Consider the following 26,145-nt stretch of genomic DNA (forward strand, 5'->3'; position numbering starts at 1 on the left):
GTTTTTTATGAAGAAAAAGATTTTTTTGTTTTTAACATCACTTGCATTAATTTTGCCACTAACAGCTTGTTCTACAAAAAGTCAATCACAAAAGCCAACAAAGACGGCTTTAACTACTACACCTGTACAAGATACGCAGTTTTTAATGGGTACTGTATGTACGATAAAAATTTACAATAAAGGTAAAACCTCTGCTTTAAAAGATGGTTTTGATCGCATTAAAACTTTGGCACAAGAAATTACAGTTAATCAAAAAGGCAGCGAGATTGACAAAATTAATCAAGAAGCTGGCATAAAACCTGTAAAAGTATCACCAGATATTTATCGATTGTGTCAAAAAGCATATTATTATAGTAATAATTCAGATGAATCATTTGATATGGCAATTGGACCAATTACTAATTTATGGAGAATTGGGTTCCCTGATGCGCATAAACCAACTCAGCAACAAATCGATGAAAGATTGAAGTTTGTTAATTATAAAAATGTTGTTTTAAATAATAAAAATAAAACAGTATTTTTGAGACAAAAAGGCATGGCACTCGACTTAGGTGGAATTGCTAAAGGATTCATTACCGATGAAGTGAAAAAGACATTACAAAAAGATGGCGTCACTAGTGCAATTATTGACTTAGGTGGCAACATCTATGTATTAGGACAATCTCCAACTAATCACGGCAATTGGACTGTTGGAATTCAAGACCCTGATGCAAGTCGAGGAACAGCAATTGGATCAATTCCTGAAATGAATAAGACAATAGTCACAAGTGGTATTTATGAGCGATATTTAAAAGTTGGCAATACAGTTTATAGTCATTTGATGAATCCAAAAACTGGTTATCCATTCCAAAATAATTTGATGGGAGTATCAATCATTACTAATTCATCTACAAATGGTGATGCATTATCGACTGCAACGTTTGATAAAGGATTGCAAGATGGCTTAAAATACATTGAACAAAAGCCTGATACTGAAGCTATATTTATTACAAAAGATAAAAAAGTTTATATAACTAGTGGTTTGAAAAATAAGTTTAAATTATTTAAAGATTCAGGGTATACTTTAGCAAATTAAAGTAAATATTTTACTTAGGGTAATTTTTTTGCTAGTATTAATAAAGTTTGGAAGGTGACAATATTGGCAGTGAAAAAAGCAGCATTGGCATGCAGTATCTGCGGTTCGCGAAACTACTCAATCACCGCAAGTAATACTCGCACCAAAAGATTAGAAATAAAGAAATTTTGTAAGCATTGTAATAAAATGACACTCCACAAAGAAACGAGGTAGAAACATGTTTAAGTTTTTAAAAGGCGTAGTACAAGAAATGAAACAAGTTGTTTGGCCAACATATGCACAAAATAGAAGAGATACTGCAATTGTTGTAACCATTTCTGTATTATTTGCAGCATATCTTGGACTTTTGGACTGGGCATTTAGTGCATTGACACAAGTAGTTTTATAACCAAAAATATGATATGATATATGTATCAACGAAGAAAACCTCTAGATGTAGAGGCTTTTTTATTTGCACTTAAAGGAGAAAAATAATGGTAGAAACTGCAGAAAAGAAATGGTATGTACTTCACACATATTCTGGTTATGAAGATAAAGTTAAGTCTGACTTGTTATCTAGAGCACAATCAATGGGGATGCAAAATTATATTTTCCGTGTAGTTGTTCCTCAAGAAGAAAAAATCGAAACTGTTCGTGGTAAAAAACAAGAAGTAGAAGAAAAGGTATTTCCAGGATATGTTTTAGTGGAAATGGTTATGACTGACGAAAGTTGGTATATTGTTCGTAACACTCCTAACGTTACTGGATTTGTAGGATCACATGGGGGTGGTTCAAAGCCAGCTCCATTATTAGATGGTGAAATTGAAAGAATCTTACAAAATCAAGGCCAACCTGCACAAAAGCCAAAAGAAAACTTTGAAGTTGGTGAAACAGTAACTATAACTGAAGGACCATTTGAAAAGATGGTTGGTAAAATTACTAGCATTCAAGATGATAAAGATAAGTTATTTGTTTCAATTGATATGTTTGGTAGAGCAACAACTGCAGAATTAGACTTTGATCAAGTAAAGCCTTTTGATGCAAATGATTCAAACAACTAAAGTTGTAATTACTTATCCATGGTGGTAAGATATTAAAGTATCTTTATTATTGTGGGAGGAGAAAGTGGAATTTCTCCATTTTAACCGCATCACGGAATCAAGGAGGTATTGACCGTGGCAAAAAAAGTTATTAATGTCGTTAAGTTGCAAATTCCAGCTGGTGCTGCAACACCTGCACCTCCAGTTGGTCCTGCTCTAGGTCAAGCTGGTGTTAACATTGTTGGTTTTACTAAAGACTTCAATGCTAGAACTGCCGACCAAAAGGGTATGATTATCCCTGTTATTATTACAGTTTACGAGGATCGTTCATTCGAATTCGTAACTAAAACACCACCTGCAGCAATCTTGTTAAAGAAAGCTGCTAAAGTGGACAAAGGTTCTGGCGAACCAAGTACCAAGAAGGTTGCTAAAGTAACCAAAGCACAAGTTAAGGAAATCGCTGAAACCAAGATGCAAGACCTAAACGCTGCTGATATCGATGCAGCTATGCGCATGGTTGAAGGTACTGCTAGAAGTATGGGCTTTGAAGTTGTTGACTAAAGCCGTAGTCTAGGATGTCGGATTGTTAATTAAAGTTAACGAATCAAGTGGGAGAGTTAGAAAAACTTGTTTGACCACAATTGCAAGGAGGAAATCACATGCCAAAGCATGGTAAGAAATATTTAGAAGCTGCAAGTCACGTAGATAAGAATAAGTTATATTCTATTGCTGAAGCTGTAGCATTAGTTAAAGAAACTTCATATGCTGATTTTGATGCTACTGTTGAAGTTGCATACAATTTATCAGTTGATCCTAAACAAGCTGACCAACAAATCCGTGGAGCTTTAGTATTGCCAAACGGTACAGGTAAAACTCAAAAGGTTATCGTTTTTGCTGAAGGCCCTCAAGCTGAACAAGCTAAGGCTGCTGGAGCTGACGAAGTTGGTTCAGATGATTTGGTAGAAAAAGTTCAAAATGGTTATTTAGACTTTGATGTAGTTATTTCTACACCTATGATGATGGCTAAAGTAGGTCGTTTGGGTCGTATTTTAGGACCTAAAGGTTTAATGCCTAACCCAAAGACTGGTACTGTTACCATGGATATTGAAAAAGCTGTTAAGAACGTTAAAGCAGGACAAGTTGAATACCGTGTTGATAAACAAGGTTTAATTCATGCACCTATTGGTAAAGTTTCATTTGTTGATGATAAATTAGCTGAAAACTTTAAAGCACTAAGAGATGTAATTTTACGTGCTCGTCCAGCTTCTGCTAAGGGTCAATATGTTAAGAGTGTTGCTTTAAGTGCAACCTTTGGCCCTGGTATCCATTTGGATCCATTAAACTTGAACTAAAAAAATTAAGTTTATAATATTAGTCATGAAGACTGAAGTATTTCAGTTTTCATGACTTTTTTTGTATATTTTATTGTGCTACACTGAATATGAAAGCGCAATACTAATTTTTTAGGAGGTAAATATTATGTCGACTTTAAGAGATGGGGAAAAGGAAAACCGCGAATCATTTAAGCGTGCAAAAGAAAGAAAAGCTAAAGATCGTATGGAAAAGCGCGAAGAACATCATCACACTTTCAAAAAAGATGTAACTAACGCCGAGCGTAAGTTTAAGACAGAAGAAAAAGAAGAAATGCATAAGATTGATGAAGATTATTAATCTTTATTAAATAGAAGAAGGTGATATATATGAGAAAAGATCATGAATTTGAAGCAAAGAATGCTCGCGATGTTGAAGAAATGAAACGTAAAGTTGAACGTGAAATGAAACAATCAGACTTTAAGTTAGACTCAAAAGAAGAGCGTGAACATCAAAAACAACCCAAAGCTAGAAAATAATATATTGTAATTTTTTTGTTTTATTCACGCAAATTGTCTCAGTTTAAAAAACTGAGACTTTTTTATTGAAATATTAATAAATATAAATTAAAGTCTTAATTAAAGATGAAGTTGGGAGTGGGACTGATCCGATAGAAGGTAGCGCATTAGCTATTGCAATATTGCAAAAACTTCAATTAAAGGGATGCTTGATTGCTGCAATAAAGCAAGATTGAACAAAATCAGGCGGTGGTTTTTGTAAATAAAGAATTTCATACAGTGCCTATTAAGAGACTAAAACTTAGAAGAAAAGCCCAAGATTTATATCCTAAAGGTTATAATGTCGACTTTTTATTCATAAAAGATTATAAAGACTACAAATTTAATAAAGATTTAGATCGTTGGTCTAAAAAAGCCTTCAAAAATTAAAAAAATTTGACAAGGATAGCAAACGTTGATAAACTAATTATCGTAAATTCTACCAAAGACTCGGGTGGTGTAAACCTCAAAATCCCGCCGAGGCCAGAAGATAATGATGAGTTTTAATACTCCATGTCTTTGTGGCATGGAGTTTTTTATATGGTCTATATAGAATTTATAATAATTATGGAGGTGAACAATTTGAGTAAAGCTGCTATTGCACAAAAAGAAAAGTTAGTTGATGCTTTTGCTGAAGAACTTAAAAGTGCTAAAGCTATCTTAGTTATTGATTACTTAGGTCTTACTGTTGATCAAGTTACAAGTATGCGTAAAGAACTTCGTGACAACGACGTTAAGATGAAGGTTATCAAAAACACTTACCTAAGACGTGCCGCTGCTAAAGCTGGTATTGAAGGATTAGATGATACTTTTGTAGGACCTACTGCAGTTATCTACACAGATAATGCTGATGATGTTACAGAACCTGCACGTATTGTTTCTAAGTATGAAGATGACTACGATGCTATTGAAATTAAGGGTGGTATGCTTGAAGGAAAGATTACTTCAAAAGAAGAAATCAAGAAACTTGCTGCTATCCCAGGTCGCGAAGGATTGTTATCAATGCTTGTATCTGTATTACAAGCTCCTGTACGCAACTTCGCATATGCTGTTAAAGCTGTTGCTGAAAGCAAAGAAGACGACGGTTCAGCTGCCTAAATATTGTAAATTAATTATCTAAATTATACGGAGGATACTTAAATGGCTTTAGATAAGGATAAGATTATTGAAGATTTAAAGGGTGCTACAATCCTTGAATTAAACGATTTAGTAACTGCTATTGAAGATGAATTTGGCGTTACTGCAGCTGCTCCTGTAGCTGCTGGTGCTGCAGCTGGTGCAGCTGCTGAAAAGACATCATTTGATGTTGAATTGACTGAAGCAGGTCAAGAAAAAGTTAAGGTAATCAAGGCTGTTCGTGAAATCACTGGTCTTGGTTTGAAAGATTCTAAGGATCTTGTAGATAGCGCTCCTAAAGTTATTAAGGAAGGCGTTAGTGAAGATGAAGCTAACGACATCAAGTCTAAACTTGAAGAAGTTGGCGCAACAGTTACTGTTAAGTAATTTGTTTCCTTACGAAAAGGATGGCAGAGGTGTCATCCTTTTTTATTTTGTTCAAAATTGTTAAACTAAATAGTCGAAACTAAAAAAGGAAAAATAAATGGCAGAACAATACTTTACTAAAAATCCTACTGTAGATCATCAAAAACAAATAATTGATTATCATTTTAATAATATAAATTTAAAATTTAATACTGATAGTGGAGTTTTTTCAAAAAATCGAGTTGATTATGGTAGTCGTGTTTTATTAAATAATTTAAATGAGCTAGCTTTACCTAATGGCAACATCTTAGATTTAGGCTGTGGATATGGGCCAATTGGATTATTTGCTGCAAAACTTTGGCCTGAAAGATTAGTTGATATGGTTGATGTGAATGAACGTGCACTTAATTTAGCAAAAGAAAATGCGAGATTAAATCGAATTAATAATGTAAATATTTTTGAATCAAATGTTTATCAAAATATTACAAATAAATACGCTTTAATTCTAACTAATCCACCAATTCGCGCAGGTAAAAAAGTAGTATCTGAAATTTTAGCCAATGCAAAAAAGCACATAGTACCAAATGGTAAAATCTTAGTGGTTATTCAAAAAAAGCAAGGTGAGCCTAGTGCGAAAAAATTAATGCAAGCAACTTATAATAATTGTGAAATTTTGGATCGTGATAAAGGTTATTATATTTTGCAAAGCATAAATAATTAGGAAAAATATGGAAGAAAGTAATAAAGCAAAGTATATGCAACTTGCACTGGTTGAAGCTAAACAAGCATTAATGCAAGATGAAGTTCCCATTGGTGCTATAGTTGTTTCACCAGATGGAAAAGTAATTGGCACAGGATATAATCGACGTGAATTAGATGAAGATGCTACAGCACATGCTGAAATAATTGCAATTAAACAAGCATGTGCTAATTTAAACTCATGGCGGTTAATTAATTGTTCAATTTTTGTAACGCTAGAGCCTTGTGCAATGTGTGCGGGAGCTATTATTAATAGCCGAATTAAAACGGTGTATTTTGGTGCATTAGACCCTAAAGCTGGAGCTGCAGGTAGTGTGGTTAATTTATTTGAATTAAAAAAATTTAATCATCATCCTCAAGTAATCAGAGGAATTTATGGACAAGAATCTGCGCAAATGTTGAAAGATTTTTTTCGTAAAATAAGAGAAAAACAAAAAAGTAACAAATCAGATAGTGGAAAAAAATTCTAGTTTAAGGTATGATAGTTATCGAGGCAATGTTTAACTGCCAAATCGTGTCAGGACCGGAAGGTAGCAGCACTAAGGTCTTTTGAACATGTGCCTTTTTTAGATAATTAGACAGCTCTTAACTCTAGCTAGAGTTAGGAGCTTTTTACTATGAATTAATTGTGAGGAAAAACATGGTATATCAGGCACTTTATCGCAAATGGCGACCACGTACGTTTTCCGCAGTAGTCGGCCAGAGTGCAATTACTGACACATTAAAAAATGCTATTATCACACAAAAAGTATCACATGCGTTTTTATTTGCAGGACCCAGAGGAACTGGAAAAACTTCATGTGCGAAAATTTTTGCTAAAGCTCTTAATTGTTTAGACTTAAAAGATGGTGAACCTTGTAATAAGTGTGTGAACTGTATTGCTGCAGATAATGGCTCAATGCCAGATATAATAGAAATAGATGCGGCCTCTAATAATGGTGTTGATGAAATTCGTGAAATTAGAGATAAAGTAAAATATGCACCAACTCAAGGCAAGTATAAGGTATATATTATTGATGAGGTTCATATGCTTTCTATGGGTGCATTTAACGCATTATTGAAAACATTAGAAGAACCGCCTGAGCATGTAGTATTTATTTTAGCTACAACTGAAATTCAAAAAGTTCCAGCAACTATTATCTCAAGAACGCAAAGATATAATTTCAAACGTATCACTAAAAAAGATTTAGTTGATCGGATGAAGTATATTTTAGATCAAGAAAAAATCCCATATGAAGATAAAGCCCTTGATGTAATTGCACAAGTTGCAGATGGTGGGATGAGGGATGCATTAAGTATCTTAGATCAGTTATTAAGCTATGAAAAGGATCAAATAACTTATAAAGATGCATTAAAGATTACGGGCTTTGCTTCGCGCGAGCGAGTTGAACAATTATTAATTACAATTTTGCAAAATGATACTGCAAAAAGTATGGAATTAATTCAGCAAGCATTAAATGATGGAGCAAGTTCTAAAAATATCTTGGATGAAATTATTGAATTGGCAACTAAATCACTGCTTGCAACTAAAGCTGATAGTGAAGAAGTTTTTTTGACGAAAGATTTTATTAATACTATCACAAATATTCCTGAAGATCGTTTTTTTAATGTAATTACATTAGCAAATGAGGCATTAAATGATTTGCGTTATACAAATCAACAGCAAATACCATTGAGTGTATTTATTGTGAAAGCTTCTAACTATCAACCACATATTGCAAAATCCGAAGTTGTACATACAAATGATAATCAATTAAAAGATCAAATTGCAGCATTGCAAAAACAAGTTGCGCAATTAACGCAAAAAATACAAAATACTGCTGCTAACTCAGATCAAACTTATCATATTGATCAAATAAAAACACCAAAAACTGCTCAAGTTGAAAAAATAGAAACTAAGGTGCAAACAGCATCTAAACCTATTCAACATAAAATAAAAGTAAATAAAGAGCAAGTTTTTGGAGTATTAAAACACGCTACTAAAAAAGATTTACAAACTATGCATGACGTCTGGCCAGATTTACAAGCTAAATTAGAAGTGTCACAACGTGCTTTATTAGATATCTTAGAGCCTGTTGCTGCAAGTAGTGAAAAAGTAATTTTAAGTTGTAAATATGTTATGTGGTTTGAAAAAGCTAATAGTGACGATACTTTTTTGAATACGCTAACTCAAGATATTGATTTATTTGCTAAACATAATTATGAAGTTATCTTGATCTCAGATTCAGATTGGATAAAATTAAGACAGGAATTTGTCAAACACTATAAAGCTGAATTATTAGCAAAAAAGCGTGGTCAATTAGATGCAATAAAAAAAGTAGATGACGCAAACGATGATCATGAACAACAAGAAAAAATAATTCAAAAGGCAAAAGATATGTTTGGCGATTTAGCCAAGATTAAAGATTAAAGGAGTTTTTTAAAATGGGAAGACGACCTAACTTTGGCGGCATGGGCGGTATGAACATGCAAGCTATGATGAAACAAGCTAAAAAATTACAACAACAAATGCAAGAACAGCAAGCTGAATTAAATAATCAAACTTTTGTTGGAAAATCTGCAGATGATTTGGTAGTTGCAACTTTTTCTGGTGATAGAAGATTACAAGATTTGACTATTAATAAAGATGCAATTGATCCGGATGACCCAGATATGTTGCAAGATTTAGTTATTGATGCTGTAAATAAAGGCTTAAAAAATATTGATGAGACTACTCAAGCAAGTTTAGGTAAATATACGAAAGGCTTGATTTAATGCAATATCCATTGCCAATTGCAAGGTTAATTGAAAGTTATATGCGCTTGCCTGGAATTGGAGAAAAGACTGCAACAAGATTGGCATTTTATACTTTAGATATGCCTGAAAATGATGTTGAAGATTTTTCTAAATCATTAATTGATGTCAAAAAAGATTTAAGACAGTGTTCTATTTGTGGAAATATAACTGAAGAGGATCCTTGTGAAATCTGTCGTGATCCCAATCGTGATCGTTCAACTATTATGGTTGTTGAGCAGCCAAAAGATGTTATGGCTTTTGAAGAAATGGGTGAATATCATGGCTTGTACCATGTATTACATGGTGTATTGTCACCAATTGATGGGATTGGACCTCAAGAGATCAACATTAAGTCATTAATTACACGCTTGCAAAAAAATGATGAAGTAAAAGAAGTTATTATTGCGCTAAATTCAACTCCTGAAGGTGAAGCTACTGCAATGTATATTGCAAAGTTAATAAAACCTTCTGGCATTAAAGTAAGCAGATTAGCATCTGGTCTTGCAGTAGGGACAGATATTGAATATGCTAATACAATTACTTTGAAAAGAGCTGTTCAAGGGAGAATTGATCTATGAAAAATAAAACTAGTTTAATAAAGCAAACTGAAGATGCTCGTTTAATGGCATTAATTCAAAAATTGCAACAACAAATTACCACTGAGCAAGAATTAGATCAAACTACTCTTGATATGTCTGAAGATAATATTATTGCAACAAAAATCTTGCAAGCAAAATATAATTTTGTTTATAATGAAGCAAGAGATCGAAAAACTAAATATAGTGGCATTACAAGTGCAATCACACAATAAATTGAGTCTTCTTTTGAAGACTTTTTTATTTTAGACTGTTTTTACAGCTGCTAATAAAGTAAAATGCTTAAGTAAAGGAGTTTTTTTATGGCAGGATATTTTATTACATTGGAAGGCCCAGATGGTGCTGGTAAAACCACAGTATTAGCTGAAATAATTAAAAAACTATCAGGTAAACTAAAATATGATTTTATAGTCACACGTGAACCTGGAGGTTCAAAAATTGCAGAACAAATTAGAGAAATCATTTTAGATCCCAAAAATAATGCAATGAATGATAAAACTGAAGCGTTGTTATATGCAGCAGCAAGAAGTCAGCATGTTAGTGAAATCATTATGCCTGCTTTAAAGCAAGGAAAAATTGTTTTTTCTGATCGATTTGTAGATAGTTCGCTTGCATATCAAGGTGCTGGTAGAAAATTAGGAATTGATAAAGTAAAAACAATTAATGATTTTGCAACTGATAATTTGGAGCCTGATTTAACTTTATTTTTAGATCTACCACCCAAAATTGGCTTAGCAAGAATTGCTGCAGAGCGTGCGGATCAAGAAGATAGGTTAGAACAAGAAAAAATTGATTTTCATAATCGAGTTTATCAAGGATATTTAACAGTTAATAATCTCTCTAATCATCCAGTTAAGGTAATTGATGCTAATCAACAATTAGATCAAGTGGTTGATGACAGTATAGCTTTGATAAAGGCCAACTTGCCTCAAATATTTAAATAGAGGATTTTTATGATAGATTTGAATAATGCTGGAAAAGAAGAAACAAACTTTTTAAAAGATGCACTTGAGAATAATAAATTGGCACATGCCTATTTGTTTATTGACACATTAAATGAACGCGCTGTAAATACTGCATATTGGCTTGCTTGTTATATTAATTGTACAGGTGTTAATAAACCAGATGGTACATGCAACAATTGTCGAAGAATTTTATCAGGAAACTTTCCAGATGTACATTATTTGACTACTCAAAATCGTAAAACATTGTCAATTGATCAAATAAGGCCTTTGAAACAAGAACTTGCAAAAAGTCCTGTTGAAAGCAAGCGGCGCTTTTTTATAATTAATCAAGCGCAAGCTTTGACTTTATCTGCTGCAAATGCTTTGTTGAATTTGTTAGAAGAACCAGTAGCTCCCGTAACTACGATTTTGATTTCAAATAATTTAGATCAGATTTTACCTACGATTCAATCTAGAACTCAACATTTATATTTTAATAATGAAAAACAAAAAAATAGTTTATTAGATGAATTTACTGAAGAACAAATTGATCAATTAGGTGATACTAAAGAATTAAGTGCAGAAGTTAAATATTTATTTCAAGAAATGCTGGATCATGATCACCTTGCAATAATTCAGATTCATAAACTAGCTAATTTATGCAAAACGAGTTTACAAGAGCAATTTGTATTTTATGAGCTAAAAAGGCTATGCTTAAATGAGTTGAAAAATCAAAGTAATACTTTAGCTATTAGCAAACTGCTAGAATTATTAATGACTGCAGATAAAATGAAAGCAAGCAACGTTAATTTTAGAAATCGACTAGATTATGTGGCATTAATGGAAATTGGTGAAAAATAATGGATTCTTATACTGAATTACGGCAATTACGTTTGAACTTAGAAGCAATGATAAAGACAGTCAATGGATTAGAAAATGATATGCTTGATACATTGAAAGAAAATACTGAATTAAAAGTTGAAAATCAATTGCTTCATGAAAAATTAGATAAATTAACTAAAAAAGGCGATCATGAAACTAAAACTCGAAGTGGATTAGAATCATTGCGTAAAATTTATGATTCAGGCTATCATATTTGCAATATGTATTATGGTACTCATCGTGATCCAAGTTCTGATTGTATGTTTTGTTTAGATATTTTGGATAATTTTGAAAATATGAGCAGACGAGGAAAATAATGCAAGTTCAAAGTAGTTTTAAAAATGATGAAGGTAGATTATATTTAGTGCCAACTCCAATTGGTAATTTAGAAGATATAACAATACGTGCAAAAAGAATTCTAACTGAAGCAGATTATGTTGCAGCAGAAGACACTAGAACAAGTGGAATTTTATTAGAGAGATTAGGAATTCATAATAGAATGATCTCTTTTCACAAATATAATTCTGTACAAAGAGCGCCAGAATTAATTGAATTAATGAAACAAGGTGCTACAATTGCAGAAATTAGCGATGCAGGGATGCCTGTAATCTCTGATCCTGGATATATTTTAGTCAAAGAATGTATTAAAAATAATATCCCTGTCATACCGCTGCCAGGTCCTTCTGCTTTTGCGACAGCGCTAATTGCATCGGGCTTTGATGCACAACCATTTACTTATTATGGCTTTTTACCCAAAAAAGTTTCTTTGCAAAAACAATTTATGCAAGAAATTTCTGATAGTCATGCAACATCAATTTTTTATGAAGCTCCGCATCGTCTAATTAAGACTTTGGAAAATTTAAAGGCTATTTTACCTGCTGATCGTAAGGTTTGTGCAGCAAGAGAATTAACTAAAATTCATGAAGAATTTGTTCGTGGAACTATAGTAGAAGTTAATGATTATTTTGGAAATCATGCTCCGCGAGGTGAATTTGTTATTTTGGTTTCCCCAAATACTGAAGAGCCTAAACAATTGTCTTGGGATGAATTATTAAAACAAGTTGATGATTTAGTAAAAGCTGGATCATATAAAAAAGATGCAATTAAAGAAGTTGCTAAACAAAATAATGTATCAAAAAATGAATTATATGATAAGTATCATCAGGAATAAAAAATATGAGATATCAAGAAAAATTAAAAATCAAATTAACTCAATGTGATGAAACTGGTTATATAAAGCCATCTGCAGTGGTTGACTTAATGATGGATGTTTCTAATGATCAATTACATGAAAAAAATGCCGGAATTGAAGATTTATATAAAAAAAATCTTGGTTGGGTAGTTACGCAATATCATTTTGATTATTTGAAAACTCCAAAAGGAAATCAAAATGTAATTGTATCAACTGAAGCAATGGGATATAATCGCTTTTTTGAGTATCGGAATTATTATATTCAAGATGAAGATGGAAATTATTTAATCAAAGTTAGCAGTCAGTGGGTAATTATTGATTTAAAACAGCGCAAGATAGTTTCTCCAGATCCTAAAATGATGGAGCGATTTGGGTCACCGTTATTAACCAAAATGCCTCGTTTTATCAGATTAAGACCTTTAGATAAATATGATATTGAAAGACAATACCGAGTTCAATATGAAGATTTAGATACTAATCGTCATATGACCAATGCCCATTATCTAAATTGGTTGATGGATAGTTTAGATCGTAATTTTTTAAATCAACATCAAATACACAGTTTAGATTTGAAATTTGACCATGAAATTACTTATGGGCAAAATCCATTAGTCTATGCACAAAAAGATGGTAATATTAGTTATCATAAAATTTCTATTGATGATAAAGTTGCTGCAGTAGCTAAAATCACTTGGAAACAAGCATAGATATGGAGGCAATTAGAGGAGATGTCAAAAAACGTATTTAAAAAATTAGAGTTAAGAGATTTAGTTTTATTAGGGTTATTTGTTGCATTAGCAATCGTTTTGAAAAAAATGTCTATTGGTTCTTCCATTTTACAAATTGGCTTTGGATTTATTGGGACTGTTCTACTAGCATATAAATTCGGCCCATTTTGGGGTGCAATTGGTGCAATGATTGTAGATATTATTGGTACATTAGTTTTTAATTCAGGTGGAGTGTTTTTTCCTGGATTCACTCTTTCTGCAATAGTAGCAGCAATTATTTATGGAATATTTTTATATGATCAACCAATTGCATTTTGGCGAATAGCTGTGTCTACATTGTTAGTCACAATTTTAGTTAATACATTAATGAACACACTTTGGATAGCATGGATGGCTAATTTTAAGATTAATTTCAATGTGTTATTGATTCAAAGATTAGCCAAAGAGATAATTTCACCATGGATACAAATGGTGATCATATACATTATCTTGAAAGCAATAAATAATGTTAAAATAAAACAGTAACTTTTTAAATGAGGCGAATAAATGTGAAAATATTGAGTATTTCAACAGCTACTAATTTTTTAACAGTAGCGTTGAATGAAGATGAAACAACTATTGCGATTAAGGAGGAATCAGATCGTCGCAACCATAGTGAACACCTTGATCCTTTAATTGCTGAAATATTAAAGGAAAATAATTGGCAATTAAAAGATATTGATAGATTTGCAGTTGCTATAGGTCCTGGATCTTATACAGGGTTGAGAATTGGTGTAACTACAGTGAAGATGTTTGCAAGCATTTTGCATAAAGATTTAGTTGGGATTTCTACTTTACAAGCACTAGCAAAAAATATTAATCGAGAAAATACTTTGATTATTCCATCAATTGATGCAAGAAATGGCAATTTTTTTGCAGGAGCATATTATTTAAAAGATGATAAAGTAATCAATGTTATTCCTGATGGACACTATTATATTGATGCATTACTTAAAGAAATATCTAAAGTATTAAATGAAGACTTTAAAGAAGTGGTCTTTGCGGGATTTGGAATTCCAAATTATCAAGATCGAATTGAAGCATGCTTAGGCAAAATTCCATATGAATTTGCTGAAGATGCTAAAAACCAAATTCATGCCGATAAAATAGGAATGCTTGCAGTTAATGCAAAAAAAGTTGATCCAGATATTTTAGTTCCAAAATATTTAAGAAGAACTCAAGCAGAAATGGATTGGCACAAAAAAACAGGTCATCCATTTGAAAAAGACACAAATTATGTTGAAAAAGTTTAGTAAATTTTGGCATAGAGACGCTAGAATAAATTTAGAATTTGAACCATATATGGTTACAATCAATAGTCATGTTCTACAGATTATGAAAGCAACTGATGACGCAATACCTGATTTATTACTTTTGGAGCGAAAAGTGTATTTTGGGCGGACTCCTTGGGATCGATTCTCATTTAGAACTGAGCTTGCTAAATGGCATAATTCATTGTATTTAGTGATGTATGAAAAATCTCAACTAGTTGCTTTTATTGGTGTACGTTTTACTAAAAATGATATGCATATTACTAATATTGCAGTTGATCCTACATATCAAAGACAAAAAATAGGTTCATATTTATTGAAATATGTGATTGAACGTGCACGAATTAGTCATATGGAGAGTGTTTCACTAGAAGTTCGTGCAGATAATTTACCTGCTCAAGATTTATACAAAAAAATGAATTTTGAATTTGATCGAGTTTATGAAAACTATTATGAAAACCATATTGATGCGATTCAAATGGTATTGTATTTAAAGCCAAGAAAAGTAATAGGAAAGAGGAACTAATTTGTCTGAAAAAAAGGATATTAGAATATTAGCTTATGAAAGTTCATGTGATGAGACTTCTACTGCTGTAATAAAAAATGGTCGAGAGATTGAAAGTATGGTCATTGCAACACAAATAAAAAGCCATCAAAGATTTGGCGGTGTAGTTCCTGAAGTTGCAAGTAGACATCATATTGAAGTTATTACCCAAATTACAAAAGAAGCAATGTTGCAAGCAAAAACATCTTGGAATGATATTGATGCAATTGCAGTTACATATGGACCTGGATTAGTTGGTGCATTATTAATTGGTGTTAGTGCAGCAAAAGCTGCAAGTATGGCAACTGGAATTCCATTGATTGGAGTCGACCATATTATGGGGCATATTATGGCTGCTCAATTAACTGATGAAATTGAATATCCTGCTCTTGCTTTGCAGGTTTCTGGCGGACATACTGAATTAGTGATTATGCATGATCCAATTCATTTTGAAATTGTTGGTGATACTCGCGATGATGCAGTAGGTGAAGCATATGATAAGATTGGTCGAGTATTAGGTGTAAATTATCCTGCTGGTAAAACCATTGATTCTTGGGCTCATAAAGGAAAAGATACATTTAATTTTCCACGAGCTATGATGGAAGATGATGATTATGATTTTTCATTTTCTGGATTGAAAAGTGCATTCATCAATACCGTGCATCATAGCAATCAAATCCATCAAGAATTGAATAAATATGATTTAGCTGCAAGTTTTCAAGCTGCAGTAATTGATGTATTAGCACACAAAACGATTAGAGCAATCAAAGAATTTGAACCAAAGACATTTATCTTAGGTGGTGGAGTTGCTGCAAATCAAGGTTTAAGAGATCGATTAACTAATGAAATTAATCATTTAAATAAAAAACCTAAGATTATTATTCCTCCAATTAGGTTATGTGGAGATAATGGTGCTATGATTGGTGCTGCTGCATATAATTTATATCAAGCAGGGAAATTTTCTGGTCTTGATTTAAATGCTGATCCATCTTTGGAATTACCATATGCAATAAGCGCACTAAAATAAAAGTTAAGCTATGTTTAAAGAACATGGCTTTTTGTTTGTAAAAAAAGTTCGTATTTTTAACCACAAAAAATTTTTTTATTATCTTTTATCATATATCATTAACTATAATCGAACGATTTATGTTGTATATATAAAGAATGTATGTAATAATAAAAGACGTCAAGTTATCAAATCATTATAGTTGATGGAGGAATAATTTTGGATAACCAATTGCAAACTAGCAATATATTTGAGCGTCTATTTCATTTAAAAGAAAATAAGACTAATGTAAAAAGAGAATCTTTAGCTGGGCTGACTACCTTTGTATCTATGGCATATATTTTATTTGTAAACCCAAGTGTCTTAGGTGCAGCTGGCATGGATAAGGGAGCTGTTTTTACAGCAACGGCACTGTCAACTATTTTAGGGTGTTTGTTAATGGGGTTTTTGGCTAATTATCCTATTGCAATTGCACCTGGATTGGGAGACAATGCATTTTTCACTTTTTCAGTTGTTTTGGCAATGGGAATTCCTTGGCAAAAAGCTATGGCTGGAGTTTTTGTAGCGTCAGTATTTTTCACGATAGTATCATTTTTCAAAATTCGTGAAATTATTATTGACGCAATACCCCAAGATCTAAAACTAGCAATGGCTGCAGGAATTGGAATATTTATTGCCTTTGTTGGACTGGAAGGTGGGGGATTAGTTACTGCTAATAAGTCAACTTTAGTAGGAATTGGATCACTATCTGTTCCAACAACATGGTTAACAATTTTTGGGATTTTCTTTATTGCAATTTTAATGGCTAAAAAAGTAGCTGGTTCAATATTTTATGGCTTAGTTGCAAGTACAGTTTTAGGGTTAGTGACTGGGTTAATCAAAATGCCTTCCCATGTAATTTCTTTTGCACCAAGTTTAAAACCAACCTTTGGAGTGAGCTTATTTAATTTAGATGTAATGAAGAGCCCACAAATGTGGTCAGTAGTTTTAATCTTTTTCTTGGTAGCATTCTTTGATACCGCAGGTACGCTAATTGGACTTGCCCAACAAGCACATATTATGAAAAATGGTAAAATGCCAAGAATTGGGAAAGCATTACTAGCGGATTCACTTTCAATGCTTGCAGGTAGTGTAATGGGAACTACTCCAACATCTACTTATGTTGAATCATCTGCAGGAATTGCTGTAGGTGGCAGAACTGGATTAACTGCTGTAGTTGTTGCAATATTATTTGCTTTTAGTATGATTTTTTCACCTTTGTTAACAGTTGTAACTGAACAAGTTACAGCACCTGCTTTAATAATTGTCGGTGTGTTGATGGCATCTGCATTACGTGAGATTCACTGGGATAAATTTGAAATTGCTTTTCCTTCATTTTTAATTATGATTGGAATGCCCTTAACTTATAACATTTCATATGGGATTGCATTTGGATTTTTAACTTATCCATTGTTAATGGTTGCTGCAGGAAGACGCAAAGAAATCAATCCACTTATGTGGGTAATGATGCTGTTATTCATTTTATTAATGTACACATTAAATATTTTGCCTAAATAATACTCAAAATAAAAAAGAAGATCAAACAAGATCTTCTTTTTTATATGTAATAAATATTTAAATTAAATGTAAATTAGTTTGATTATCTAAAAATGGTAAGTTAAGTGCTGTTTTTTTGATAGGTGAAACTAAATTTAATAGATCTTCACTTGAAAAACCACCCTCAATTAATACACCACCTTGATCGTCTAAATCATTAAAAACTACTGTAGTTGGTGTAAATTGAATATTATATTTTTTAGCAAGTTTTTGATCCTCACAAATAGACTCTTCCAGATACTTACTTTGCATTGCTTTGCAAATTGTTTTTGGACATAAACCAATATCTGTGATTATCTTTTCAAATAAGTCCTCATCAAATTTTACCCCGTGCACATTAAGAGCTTCTTGTAATTCATATATATATAATCTAGCCTTTTTGTTACCAGCAATGAGTTTGATTGCATGGTAGTGATTTAAAGCGTCATATGAAGCTTTTGTGGCGCGATTAAACAATTCTACATCAGAAGTTGATAGATGACGACGGCGTAGATCTCTTTGAATTCCCTTCAAATTAACGATGGGCACAATATGGTAACTTGCCTCAACACCTGCATTTTTCATTGTCTGCATTATGGTTTGTTCAACTTGGTAACATCTAGTACCAATTGGATTTATGAACATGAATGCTTCGAACATAATTTCCAACCTCCAATTAATTTTCATATTTACTTTAGCAGACAAAAAAAATTTTCGCTATCATTTTGTCTTATTTCGATGTTCATATGCTCGACCTATTTTACTTTGATTTTGATATTTTGAATTGAGATCTAAATTATATTTGTTTTTAAGTATGTTAAGTGTAGATTGAATTAATCGTGGCTTAGGATTTTCAATTTCCAGTTCATAATCCACATATTGATCTGGATATTTTGTTTGATCAACTGTTAATTCACACATTTTTGGACCGTTGAGCAAAATTCGACGAGTTTTACTCCAAGTTAATAAACGCAAATTATCTACTTGATTATGATAATTATTTTCAAAATATTGACCAATATTTCCCGTGAATTTGATTACATAATTATTTTTTGCTTGTTCAACTAATCGTTCAGCTGTTTTTTTGGATAAAATATCACTAATTTCGATTACTTCATGATAATTATTTTGAATTTTTTCAGGATCAGGAACTTTTAAAGTTTGTTCTGCATGATCTTTATAGATTCTAATTCTCAAAGAATTAAAATGTTTTTTCAAAAAATCATCTGCTGTATCAAAATAATAATTACTCTGAACAAAATCTGCTTTTTTAGGATAATCTGCAATAAGATCACGATATTGTTTATTAGTTAATAAAATTTTAGCTTCGATTTCACGACTTTTTCCCATGATTAATTCTCGCTTTCTATATTCATAACTAAGTATATGGTAATATTAGAGTGTTTGTTAAGAAAAAAAGGGGGCTTTTTTGTGAAAGACTGGGAAGTATTTTTGTGGCCATATGCTGAAGCTGTTCAAGAATTAAAAGTGAAATTTCGCAGTTTACGTCAAAGCTTTTTGAAAAAAGGAGAACATTCGCCAATAGAATTTGTGGTTGGGCGAGTAAAAACTGTTGATTCAATTAAAGAAAAAATGCATAGACGTGTGATTAGCCCTGAAGTGATTGAAACTGATATGCAAGATATTGCTGGTGTCAGAATCATGTGTCAATTTGTTGATGATATTTATCGCGTTGTTGACTTAATTCATGAACGCACTGATATGGAAGTTATCGAAGAGCGTGATTATATTAAAAATGCAAAACCATCAGGTTATCGTTCATATCACATGGTAATTCAATATTCCGTTTTTTTGCCAGAAGGCGAGAAAAAATTGATTGCGGAAATTCAAATTAGAACTTTAGCAATGAATTTTTGGGCTACTGTGGAACATACCTTGAGTTATAAATATAATGGTGAATATCCTGAAGATATTGCTCAAAGACTAAAGAGAACCGCAGAAGCAGCATATCAACTTGATGAAGAAATGTCTTCTATTCGTGCAGAAGTACAAGAAGCACAACGAATTTTTACAAAAAGTAAAGGTAAACAACAATCATGAAAATCGCAATAGCTCATAATGATAAGCCAACTACATTAAGAGTAGTTGCCAAATTAAAAAAGTTATTAGCACAACATCATTTACTTATAGATAATCAATATCCTGATATTGTCATTTCTGTTGGCGGAGATGGAACACTAATCAATGCCTTTCATCGATATATCAAACAAATCGACTCTATCAGTTTTATTGGGGTTCATACAGGTCATCTAGGATTTTATACTGATTGGCGTGATTACAATATTGATCGCTTAGTTGATGAATTATCCATGCGTGAACCTGAACCTGAAAGATATCCATTATTGCAATTAAAATTAACTACTACTACCAATACCCATACATATTTAGCATTAAATGAAGCATCGATTAAAGGTGTTGCTAAAACGCTAGAAGCAGATGTATATATCAAACATCAATTTTTTGAAAGATTTAGAGGAGATGGTTTATGTGTATCAACTCCTACTGGGTCAACTGCTTATAGTAAATCATTAGGCGGTGCTGTAATTCACCCTAGATTAAAAGCACTTCAAATGACTGAGATTGCATCGATTAATAATCGAGTTTTCAGGACTTTAGCTGCACCAATTGTAATTCCATCTGATGAATGGATGACTGTTAAAGTTGAAAGCGGCCGCGATAGTGTTGTTGTAATTGATGGACGTGAAGTGGCATTAGATGGCCATGTTGAAAAATTAGAATATCGAATCGCGGATAAATATATTCAATTTGATAAGTTTGCTCATACAAGTTTTTGGATTAGAGTACAAGAAGCCTTTATAGGGCATGATGATAAAAAAGAATGATTTATAAATATAGAGTAAAAAAGGGAGATCCTACTAGATTAGGATCTTTTTTAGACAAAAAAGGCTTATCCAAAAAAGCTATTATTAATGCAAAAAATAATGGTGGATTAATTTTAGTTAATCATAAGAGGAGATTTACTAGCTATCAATTAACTATTGGGGATATAATTCATTTTAAATTGGGGCAAGAAAAAGAAAATAAGTGGCTACATGCTGCAGATAAACCCATTGATATTGTTTTTGAGACAGATCAATATTTAGTTATAAATAAACCAGCTGGATTATTATCAATTCCTTCACGCTATGAAGACAGTGATTCAGTAGTTAATCGAGTACTTGCTTATTTGCAAAACCAAGATGACACTTTTAGTAAGCCACATATTGTTACAAGATTAGATCGTGATACAAGTGGATTAGTCATTATTGGAAAAAATAGTGTTGCTCATGCGCGATTTAGTCAATTAGACAAAAATACTGATTTTATCAAAAGATATCATGCAATTGTCCATAATGAATTTAAAAGCGATAAACTAAAAGGGAAAATTGACTTGCCAATTGGAAAAATAGATGATTCAGTCAAAAGATATATCACGAATGATGGTCAAAAAGCTCTTACTTTATATAAAGTATTAAAACAAGATAAGCAAATGAATTTGGTAGATATTAGATTAATTACTGGTCGAACTCATCAAATTAGAGTGCATTTTGCGGCAATTAATCATCCGCTTTATGGCGATAAGTTATATGGAATCAAAGATCGGTTTACTAGACAGGCATTAAATTGTTATAAATTAGAATTTGTTGATCCGTTTACTAACCAAAAACAAGTAATTGAAATCAACGATCCTCAAGATATGCAGAACTTATTAAAAAATATAAAATATTCCAAATAACCATTGATAACGCTTACGTTATTTTTTATACTTTGTCATAGACGTTATAAAAAATATTATTTAAAAATAGCGAGGCATTAACATGTATTATTCAAATGGAAATTATGAAGCTTTTGCTAATCCTAAAAAGCCTGCAGATGTTGATCACAAGAGTGCTTATATTGTAGGCAGTGGATTAGCTGGACTTGCAGCTGCAGTATTTTTAATTCGTGATGGTCAAATGAAAGGCGACCATATTCATATTTTAGAAGAATTACCTTTAGCTGGAGGCAGCTTAGATGGAGAAAAGCGACCTGATGCTGGTTTTGTAACTAGGGGCGGACGTGAGATGGAGAACCATTTTGAATGTTTGTGGGATATGTATCGTTCTATTCCATCTTTGAGAATTAAGGGTGCGTCGTATCTTGATGAATATTATTGGCTTGATAAAAAAGACCCTAACTCTTCGAACTGTCGTTTAATTTATCATCGTGGTGATCGTGTGCCAACTGATGGTGAATATGGTTTAGGAAAAGCTCAAAATGAACTTGTAAAATTGATTATGACTCCTGAAAGTGAACTTCAAGGCAAGTCAATTGAAGAGTATTTTAGTGATGAGTTTTTTGAAAGTAATTTTTGGCTATATTGGTCAACTATGTTTGCCTTTGAAAAGTGGCATTCTCTTAGTGAAATGCGTCGTTATGCAATGCGATTTATTCATCATATTGATGGATTACCTAATTTTACAGCTTTAAAATTTAATAAATATAATCAATATGAATCAATGGTCAAGCCAGTTTTGGCATACTTGAAGGATCATAATGTAGACATTCAATACGATGTACATGTTGAAAATGTAATAGTTGATAGCAGTGATAATAAAAAAGTCGCTCAAAAAATCATCACTATTAAAGATGGAAAGACTAAAGAAATTCATTTAACAAAAGATGACCTTGTATTTGTAACTAATGGCTCAATTACTGAAAGTTCTACATATGGTAACCAAGACACCCCAGCACCTATAACACATGCTAAAGGTAGTTCTTGGAAACTATGGGAAAATTTAGCAAAACAAGACCCAGCATTTGGTCATCCTGATATATTTTGTGAAAATTTACCTGATCGCAGTTGGTATGTTTCTGCAACAACTACACTTGAGAACAAAAAAGTTGCACCATATTTTGAAAGATTAACTAAACGTGATTTATATGATGGAAAAGTAAATACTGGTGGAATTGTGACTGTAACCGATTCTAATTGGGGATTGAGCTTTACAATTCACAGACAACCTCATTTTGTTTCACAAAAGCCAAATCAAATTATAGTGTGGATTTATGGACTATATTCTGACACTAAAGGTAATTATATTAAAAAGAGAATTACTGAGTGTACTGGACGCGAGATCGCTGAAGAAATGCTATATCATTTAGGAGTTCCTATTGATAAAATTCATGAATTATCCGCAAAAGAAAATATGAACACAGTTCCTGTGTATATGCCATATGTCACAAGCTACTTTATGGTAAGAAAAGATGGAGATCGTCCTAGCGTTGTTCCCAAAGGATCTGAAAATTTGGCATTCATTGGCAATTTTGCTGAATCTCCAACTCGTGATACTGTCTTTACTACTGAATATTCAGTCAGAACTGCAATGGAAGCTGTATATACACTATTAGATGTAGACCGTGGAGTTCCTGAAGTATTTGATTCAATCTATGATATTCGTCAATTATTAAGGGCAATGTATTATATGTCAGACAAAAAGAAGCTAGTAGATATGGATATACCAGTTCCTAAATTTATTGAAAAATATGGTTTGCATAAGTTAAGACGGACTTGGATTGAAGAGTTATTGCAAGAAGCTAATTTAGTTTAAAAAAAAGATCTTGAGCAAAATTAATACTCAAGATCTTTTTTATTACGAACTTTTTTGATTAAAGTTAAAATAGCAAATGCTAATATACTGAATACAATAAAAATAATAACAAGGTGAATAATTCTATGAATATTTAGATGCAAGATTGCATCCCCACCAAAAGCATATACACAAGCCATAGGAATTGACCCAATTAAGATAATTGCAATTTGTTTTTTGATTGATTTAATCAAATGCATATTGGCGTAATTGACCGTGATGTTTGGGATAAATGGAATTGCATAACATAGTACTAATGCAAAAGTTGGATAAGGAAAGTTAAGAATTAATTTGAGATAGTGGGAAGTTTTGAAATCTTCTTTGCGTGAAATTCTTTTCATCAAGGCTAGTAATAAAAATTGCCCACAAAAAACACTAAGCCAATTAATTATGAATCCCCAATATGGACCATAAACTACTCCATTTAATACAGACAATATTGCATTTGACATTCCAGGTATTGCCGCAAATAACATAGTAACTATAAACATAAAGAACATATCTGCTATTCCATGATGACGTAGTAATTTTAAAAATAGTGCTTGATTATGAGGGGTGAAGTCAGTTAATAATTTAATTTCAGGCAAAAAAGAATAATATAAGTGAATTAAAATGCTAATACTTATAATTAAGCCAACAATAGTTAAAAATATTCTAGTCAAGATTCTTTTATTCATGTATTTCACCTTCTAATAGTTTATTATGCGCAATAAAAAAAGTTCTGACAACATAGTCAGAACAAATTATTGAATTTATTATTAATGTGCAAATACACCAATTAAAATAACAATTATCCCTAAAATAATACGATACCAGCCAAAAGGCTTGAAGTTATGTGTTTGAATGTATTTAATCAAAAATTTAACTGCAATATAAGCTACTACAAATGATACAACCATACCTACTATTAAAATGGCTAATTGATTACCTACAAATACATGACCATGATGGAAGTATTCATAGATTTTGAGAAGTGATGCACCAAACATTGTAGGAATTGCAAGGAAAAATGAAAATTCAGTAGAAACGTATCTTGAAGCACCTAATAGCATTGCTCCTAAAATAGTTGCTCCAGATCTTGAAGTTCCTGGAATTAATGATAATACTTGAAAAATACCAATCATAAAAGCCATTTGATAACTTAAGGAATTTAATTTTGTCAAACTAGGCTTGCGTTTTTTGTAGTAATCTTCTAAAACAATGAACAAGATACCATAAATAATTAATGTAGCTGAAATTACTTGCCAATTAGTCATATGGGTATCAAGCCAATCATTTAATGGCAATCCCACAATTACTGCAGGAAGTGTAGCAACGATAACTTTAAACCATAAATTCCAAGTTAAGTGTCTTTGGTGAGTTGTTTTTGATGGAGAAAAAGGATTTAATTTTCTGAAATAAATCATTACCACACTTAAGATAGCTCCTAATTGAATTACAACCATGAACATATCTATAAAACTTTTTGGCTGAGCTAATTTAACAAAGTAGTTTGCTAAATATAGATGTCCAGTTGAAGAAATAGGTAGAAATTCAGTAATTCCTTCAATAATACCTAAGATAACTGCTTTAAAAATATCTAACATTAAAAACTCCTAACTAAAAAATAGAACACAGGTACCCTCTGGTACTGAGATGTCTTGTTGAATAGGTGTTAAGTATCCAGTTTCTGCATTTCTGATATATAAAGATGCATTATCAGATTCTTGATTTGCAACGACAACGTATTTTTCAGATTTATCCCAATTAAAATCTCTTGGGAAATCTCCAAATGTTGAAACGCGCTGCGTTAAACTTAATGAAAAATCACTTTCTATCTTAAATACACAAATAGAATTATGACCACGATTTGAAACATATAAAAATTGATCATCATAACTTATTCTAATTGCTGCAGCTCCATTATGAGCTGAAAAATCAGCTGGAATAGTTGAATAAGTATTGATTAAGTCAAAATTCCAACTTGATTCATCATATTTAATTACTGCAACTTTTGATGATAATTCACCTACTACAAACATATAAGGTCGATTGTTCGCAAAAACTAAATGCCTTGGACCAAATCCTGCTGGCATTTGATAAGAAGCTAATTTTTCTAATTTGTCATTGTCATTCAGTTTATAAAAAGTTAATGAATCATTACCTAAATCGCATACTACTAAATTTCCTGCAGGCGTTATATCAAAATAATGTGGATGAGCACTATCTTGCTCTTTTTTTGGACCTAAAGTTTTATCAGTGTGTTGCATACTATCTAATAAAGTTAAATGTCCTTCATTATCATAGCGATATACACAAACAATCCCAGTATGATAATTAGCACTATAAAGTAGACGAAATTGTTTATTGATTCCTATATATGCAGGTGATGATCCAGTCATTAATATTTGATCAACTTTTTTAGCATAATCGTCAATTAAGATGTAACTTGTAATTCCACCTTCAGAATCAGTTTTATCAATTGAAAATAATAAATTTTTGTCTACTTTAAAGTATGTTGGTCCAGAAATATTGATAATATTTCTAACGTTTTGTAAACGAGCCTGTGTATTTTCACCAACTAAATCAAGTTCATAAATTCCTTTTGATGTTTTTTTAGTATATCCACCTATTAAAACATGCATTCTATTTTCCCTCCTTTAATAAGTCTTCTAAATTATAGCATTCTTTGATTTTTATCCATTAAAACTTAAGTCATTTTTAGTTATTTGTGCAAAAATAGAGGTAGACAAATGCAGA

At 31.9% G+C, this 26,145-nt stretch carries 35 protein-coding genes, 1 other RNA gene, 1 pseudogene and 1 other annotated feature; of the genes and pseudogenes, 32 read left to right on the forward strand and 5 right to left on the reverse strand.

Going from position 1 to position 26,145, the window contains the following annotated elements:
• Positions 1 to 7: 7 nt before the first annotated feature.
• From AC38BG_RS04090 to AC38BG_RS04225, 28 genes and pseudogenes are all read left to right on the forward strand, one after another.
• Complete coding sequence (locus AC38BG_RS04090) at positions 8 to 1,075, forward strand: FAD:protein FMN transferase (RefSeq protein WP_489936599.1); 1,068 nt, start codon at positions 8 to 10, stop codon at positions 1,073 to 1,075.
• Positions 1,076 to 1,138: 63 nt separating this feature from the next.
• Entirely contained in the window at positions 1,139 to 1,288 is a 150-nt protein-coding gene (gene rpmG / locus AC38BG_RS04095; RefSeq protein ID WP_489936600.1) for a 50S ribosomal protein L33, read from the forward strand.
• Between the two features lie 4 nt (positions 1,289 to 1,292).
• A complete protein-coding gene (gene secE, locus AC38BG_RS04100) occupies positions 1,293 to 1,463 on the forward strand; it encodes a preprotein translocase subunit SecE (protein WP_489936601.1) in 171 nt (56 codons plus the stop codon).
• Between the two features lie 85 nt (positions 1,464 to 1,548).
• Positions 1,549 to 2,115: a transcription termination/antitermination protein NusG gene (nusG, locus tag AC38BG_RS04105; RefSeq protein ID WP_489936602.1), complete on the forward strand. Its 567-nt coding sequence runs from the start codon at positions 1,549 to 1,551 to the stop codon at positions 2,113 to 2,115.
• 114 nt (positions 2,116 to 2,229) lie between these two features.
• Positions 2,230 to 2,655, forward strand: coding sequence for a 50S ribosomal protein L11 (rplK, locus tag AC38BG_RS04110; protein WP_489936603.1), 426 nt, complete (start codon positions 2,230 to 2,232; stop codon positions 2,653 to 2,655).
• Between the two features lie 98 nt (positions 2,656 to 2,753).
• Positions 2,754 to 3,446 carry a 50S ribosomal protein L1 gene (gene rplA / locus AC38BG_RS04115; RefSeq protein ID WP_489936604.1) on the forward strand — a complete coding sequence of 231 codons (693 nt, stop codon included), beginning with the start codon at positions 2,754 to 2,756 and terminating at the stop codon, positions 3,444 to 3,446.
• Between the two features lie 127 nt (positions 3,447 to 3,573).
• On the forward strand, positions 3,574 to 3,765 hold the full coding sequence (locus tag AC38BG_RS04120) for a hypothetical protein (RefSeq protein WP_489936605.1): 192 nt from the start codon (positions 3,574 to 3,576) through the stop codon (positions 3,763 to 3,765).
• A 29-nt stretch (positions 3,766 to 3,794) separates the two neighbouring features.
• The gene (locus AC38BG_RS04125) at positions 3,795 to 3,944 is read left to right on the forward strand and encodes a hypothetical protein (RefSeq protein ID WP_489936606.1); all 150 of its coding nucleotides are present in this window, start codon (positions 3,795 to 3,797) and stop codon (positions 3,942 to 3,944) included.
• Between the two features lie 219 nt (positions 3,945 to 4,163).
• Positions 4,164 to 4,352 (forward strand): annotated as a pseudogene (locus tag AC38BG_RS04130) (hypothetical protein); the annotation flags it as partial.
• Between the two features lie 34 nt (positions 4,353 to 4,386).
• Positions 4,387 to 4,510, forward strand: a sequence feature (ribosomal protein L10 leader region).
• Between the two features lie 34 nt (positions 4,511 to 4,544).
• The gene (gene rplJ / locus AC38BG_RS04135; protein ID WP_489936607.1) at positions 4,545 to 5,060 is read left to right on the forward strand and encodes a 50S ribosomal protein L10; all 516 of its coding nucleotides are present in this window, start codon (positions 4,545 to 4,547) and stop codon (positions 5,058 to 5,060) included.
• 42 nt (positions 5,061 to 5,102) lie between these two features.
• A complete protein-coding gene (rplL, locus tag AC38BG_RS04140) occupies positions 5,103 to 5,465 on the forward strand; it encodes a 50S ribosomal protein L7/L12 (RefSeq protein ID WP_489936608.1) in 363 nt (120 codons plus the stop codon).
• A 97-nt stretch (positions 5,466 to 5,562) separates the two neighbouring features.
• Entirely contained in the window at positions 5,563 to 6,165 is a 603-nt protein-coding gene (locus tag AC38BG_RS04145; protein WP_489936609.1) for a class I SAM-dependent methyltransferase, read from the forward strand.
• 7 nt (positions 6,166 to 6,172) lie between these two features.
• The gene (gene tadA / locus AC38BG_RS04150) at positions 6,173 to 6,673 is read left to right on the forward strand and encodes a tRNA adenosine(34) deaminase TadA (RefSeq protein ID WP_489936610.1); all 501 of its coding nucleotides are present in this window, start codon (positions 6,173 to 6,175) and stop codon (positions 6,671 to 6,673) included.
• Positions 6,674 to 6,685: 12 nt separating this feature from the next.
• An RNA gene (ffs, locus tag AC38BG_RS04155) (signal recognition particle sRNA small type) lies at positions 6,686 to 6,783 on the forward strand.
• Between the two features lie 60 nt (positions 6,784 to 6,843).
• The gene (gene dnaX / locus AC38BG_RS04160) at positions 6,844 to 8,613 is read left to right on the forward strand and encodes a DNA polymerase III subunit gamma/tau (protein WP_489936611.1); all 1,770 of its coding nucleotides are present in this window, start codon (positions 6,844 to 6,846) and stop codon (positions 8,611 to 8,613) included.
• Between the two features lie 14 nt (positions 8,614 to 8,627).
• Positions 8,628 to 8,957 carry a YbaB/EbfC family nucleoid-associated protein gene (locus AC38BG_RS04165; RefSeq protein ID WP_489936612.1) on the forward strand — a complete coding sequence of 110 codons (330 nt, stop codon included), beginning with the start codon at positions 8,628 to 8,630 and terminating at the stop codon, positions 8,955 to 8,957.
• A complete protein-coding gene (gene recR / locus AC38BG_RS04170) occupies positions 8,957 to 9,556 on the forward strand; it encodes a recombination mediator RecR (RefSeq protein ID WP_489936613.1) in 600 nt (199 codons plus the stop codon). The genes AC38BG_RS04165 and recR overlap by 1 nt, the downstream gene beginning before the upstream one ends.
• On the forward strand, positions 9,553 to 9,789 hold the full coding sequence (locus tag AC38BG_RS04175; RefSeq protein WP_489936614.1) for a YaaL family protein: 237 nt from the start codon (positions 9,553 to 9,555) through the stop codon (positions 9,787 to 9,789). The genes recR and AC38BG_RS04175 overlap by 4 nt, the downstream gene beginning before the upstream one ends.
• 87 nt (positions 9,790 to 9,876) lie before the next feature.
• On the forward strand, positions 9,877 to 10,518 hold the full coding sequence (gene tmk / locus AC38BG_RS04180; protein ID WP_489936615.1) for a dTMP kinase: 642 nt from the start codon (positions 9,877 to 9,879) through the stop codon (positions 10,516 to 10,518).
• Positions 10,519 to 10,527: 9 nt separating this feature from the next.
• Complete coding sequence (locus AC38BG_RS04185) at positions 10,528 to 11,379, forward strand: DNA polymerase III subunit delta (protein ID WP_489936616.1); 852 nt, start codon at positions 10,528 to 10,530, stop codon at positions 11,377 to 11,379.
• Entirely contained in the window at positions 11,379 to 11,717 is a 339-nt protein-coding gene (yabA, locus tag AC38BG_RS04190; protein ID WP_489936617.1) for a DNA replication initiation control protein YabA, read from the forward strand. The genes AC38BG_RS04185 and yabA overlap by 1 nt, the downstream gene beginning before the upstream one ends.
• Positions 11,717 to 12,571, forward strand: a complete 855-nt coding sequence (gene rsmI / locus AC38BG_RS04195) for a 16S rRNA (cytidine(1402)-2'-O)-methyltransferase (RefSeq protein ID WP_489936618.1) — start codon at positions 11,717 to 11,719, stop codon at positions 12,569 to 12,571. The genes yabA and rsmI overlap by 1 nt, the downstream gene beginning before the upstream one ends.
• Before the next feature lie 5 nt (positions 12,572 to 12,576).
• A complete protein-coding gene (locus AC38BG_RS04200) occupies positions 12,577 to 13,299 on the forward strand; it encodes an acyl-[acyl-carrier-protein] thioesterase (protein WP_489936619.1) in 723 nt (240 codons plus the stop codon).
• A gap of 21 nt (positions 13,300 to 13,320) precedes the next feature.
• The gene (locus AC38BG_RS04205) at positions 13,321 to 13,845 is read left to right on the forward strand and encodes a folate family ECF transporter S component (protein ID WP_489936620.1); all 525 of its coding nucleotides are present in this window, start codon (positions 13,321 to 13,323) and stop codon (positions 13,843 to 13,845) included.
• Positions 13,846 to 13,868: 23 nt separating this feature from the next.
• Positions 13,869 to 14,612, forward strand: a complete 744-nt coding sequence (tsaB, locus tag AC38BG_RS04210) for a tRNA (adenosine(37)-N6)-threonylcarbamoyltransferase complex dimerization subunit type 1 TsaB (RefSeq protein WP_489936621.1) — start codon at positions 13,869 to 13,871, stop codon at positions 14,610 to 14,612.
• Complete coding sequence (gene rimI, locus AC38BG_RS04215) at positions 14,578 to 15,156, forward strand: ribosomal protein S18-alanine N-acetyltransferase (RefSeq protein WP_489936622.1); 579 nt, start codon at positions 14,578 to 14,580, stop codon at positions 15,154 to 15,156. The genes tsaB and rimI overlap by 35 nt, the downstream gene beginning before the upstream one ends.
• A 1-nt stretch (position 15,157) precedes the next feature.
• On the forward strand, positions 15,158 to 16,201 hold the full coding sequence (gene tsaD, locus AC38BG_RS04220) for a tRNA (adenosine(37)-N6)-threonylcarbamoyltransferase complex transferase subunit TsaD (protein WP_489936623.1): 1,044 nt from the start codon (positions 15,158 to 15,160) through the stop codon (positions 16,199 to 16,201).
• Between the two features lie 198 nt (positions 16,202 to 16,399).
• Positions 16,400 to 17,737, forward strand: coding sequence for an NCS2 family permease (locus AC38BG_RS04225; RefSeq protein ID WP_489936624.1), 1,338 nt, complete (start codon positions 16,400 to 16,402; stop codon positions 17,735 to 17,737).
• A 57-nt stretch (positions 17,738 to 17,794) separates the two neighbouring features.
• Here AC38BG_RS04225 and AC38BG_RS04230 read toward each other — a convergent pair whose 3' ends face one another.
• Together AC38BG_RS04230 and AC38BG_RS04235 are read right to left on the reverse strand one after the other, a co-directional pair.
• Positions 17,795 to 18,415 carry a DsbA family protein gene (locus AC38BG_RS04230; RefSeq protein ID WP_489936625.1) on the reverse strand — a complete coding sequence of 207 codons (621 nt, stop codon included), beginning with the start codon at positions 18,413 to 18,415 and terminating at the stop codon, positions 17,795 to 17,797.
• Between the two features lie 60 nt (positions 18,416 to 18,475).
• Positions 18,476 to 19,105 (reverse strand): CYTH domain-containing protein, encoded by a 630-nt coding sequence (locus tag AC38BG_RS04235; protein WP_489936626.1) that lies wholly within the window; start codon positions 19,103 to 19,105, stop codon positions 18,476 to 18,478.
• A gap of 81 nt (positions 19,106 to 19,186) precedes the next feature.
• Between AC38BG_RS04235 and yjbM the strand changes: the two genes are divergently transcribed.
• The 4 genes from yjbM to AC38BG_RS04255 all read left to right on the forward strand — a co-directional run bounded on the left by yjbM (position 19,187) and on the right by AC38BG_RS04255 (position 23,367).
• Positions 19,187 to 19,816 carry a GTP diphosphokinase gene (gene yjbM / locus AC38BG_RS04240; RefSeq protein WP_489936627.1) on the forward strand — a complete coding sequence of 210 codons (630 nt, stop codon included), beginning with the start codon at positions 19,187 to 19,189 and terminating at the stop codon, positions 19,814 to 19,816.
• Positions 19,813 to 20,619, forward strand: a complete 807-nt coding sequence (locus AC38BG_RS04245) for an NAD kinase (protein ID WP_489936628.1) — start codon at positions 19,813 to 19,815, stop codon at positions 20,617 to 20,619. The genes yjbM and AC38BG_RS04245 overlap by 4 nt, the downstream gene beginning before the upstream one ends.
• Positions 20,616 to 21,512, forward strand: coding sequence for an RluA family pseudouridine synthase (locus tag AC38BG_RS04250; RefSeq protein ID WP_489936629.1), 897 nt, complete (start codon positions 20,616 to 20,618; stop codon positions 21,510 to 21,512). Before AC38BG_RS04245 ends, AC38BG_RS04250 begins: the two co-directional genes overlap by 4 nt.
• A gap of 82 nt (positions 21,513 to 21,594) precedes the next feature.
• Positions 21,595 to 23,367, forward strand: a complete 1,773-nt coding sequence (locus tag AC38BG_RS04255) for an oleate hydratase (protein ID WP_489936630.1) — start codon at positions 21,595 to 21,597, stop codon at positions 23,365 to 23,367.
• A gap of 20 nt (positions 23,368 to 23,387) precedes the next feature.
• On the opposite strand, the gene AC38BG_RS04260 is transcribed toward AC38BG_RS04255, so the two are convergent.
• The 3 genes from AC38BG_RS04260 to AC38BG_RS04270 all read right to left on the reverse strand — a co-directional run bounded on the left by AC38BG_RS04260 (position 23,388) and on the right by AC38BG_RS04270 (position 26,030).
• A complete protein-coding gene (locus AC38BG_RS04260) occupies positions 23,388 to 24,083 on the reverse strand; it encodes a TVP38/TMEM64 family protein (RefSeq protein WP_489936631.1) in 696 nt (231 codons plus the stop codon).
• An 81-nt stretch (positions 24,084 to 24,164) separates the two neighbouring features.
• Entirely contained in the window at positions 24,165 to 24,992 is an 828-nt protein-coding gene (locus AC38BG_RS04265; protein ID WP_489936632.1) for an undecaprenyl-diphosphate phosphatase, read from the reverse strand.
• A 9-nt stretch (positions 24,993 to 25,001) separates the two neighbouring features.
• Positions 25,002 to 26,030, reverse strand: coding sequence for a lactonase family protein (locus AC38BG_RS04270; RefSeq protein WP_489936633.1), 1,029 nt, complete (start codon positions 26,028 to 26,030; stop codon positions 25,002 to 25,004).
• Positions 26,031 to 26,145: the final 115 nt, after the last annotated feature.

Source organism: Lactobacillus sp. M44 (genome assembly GCF_058130005.1).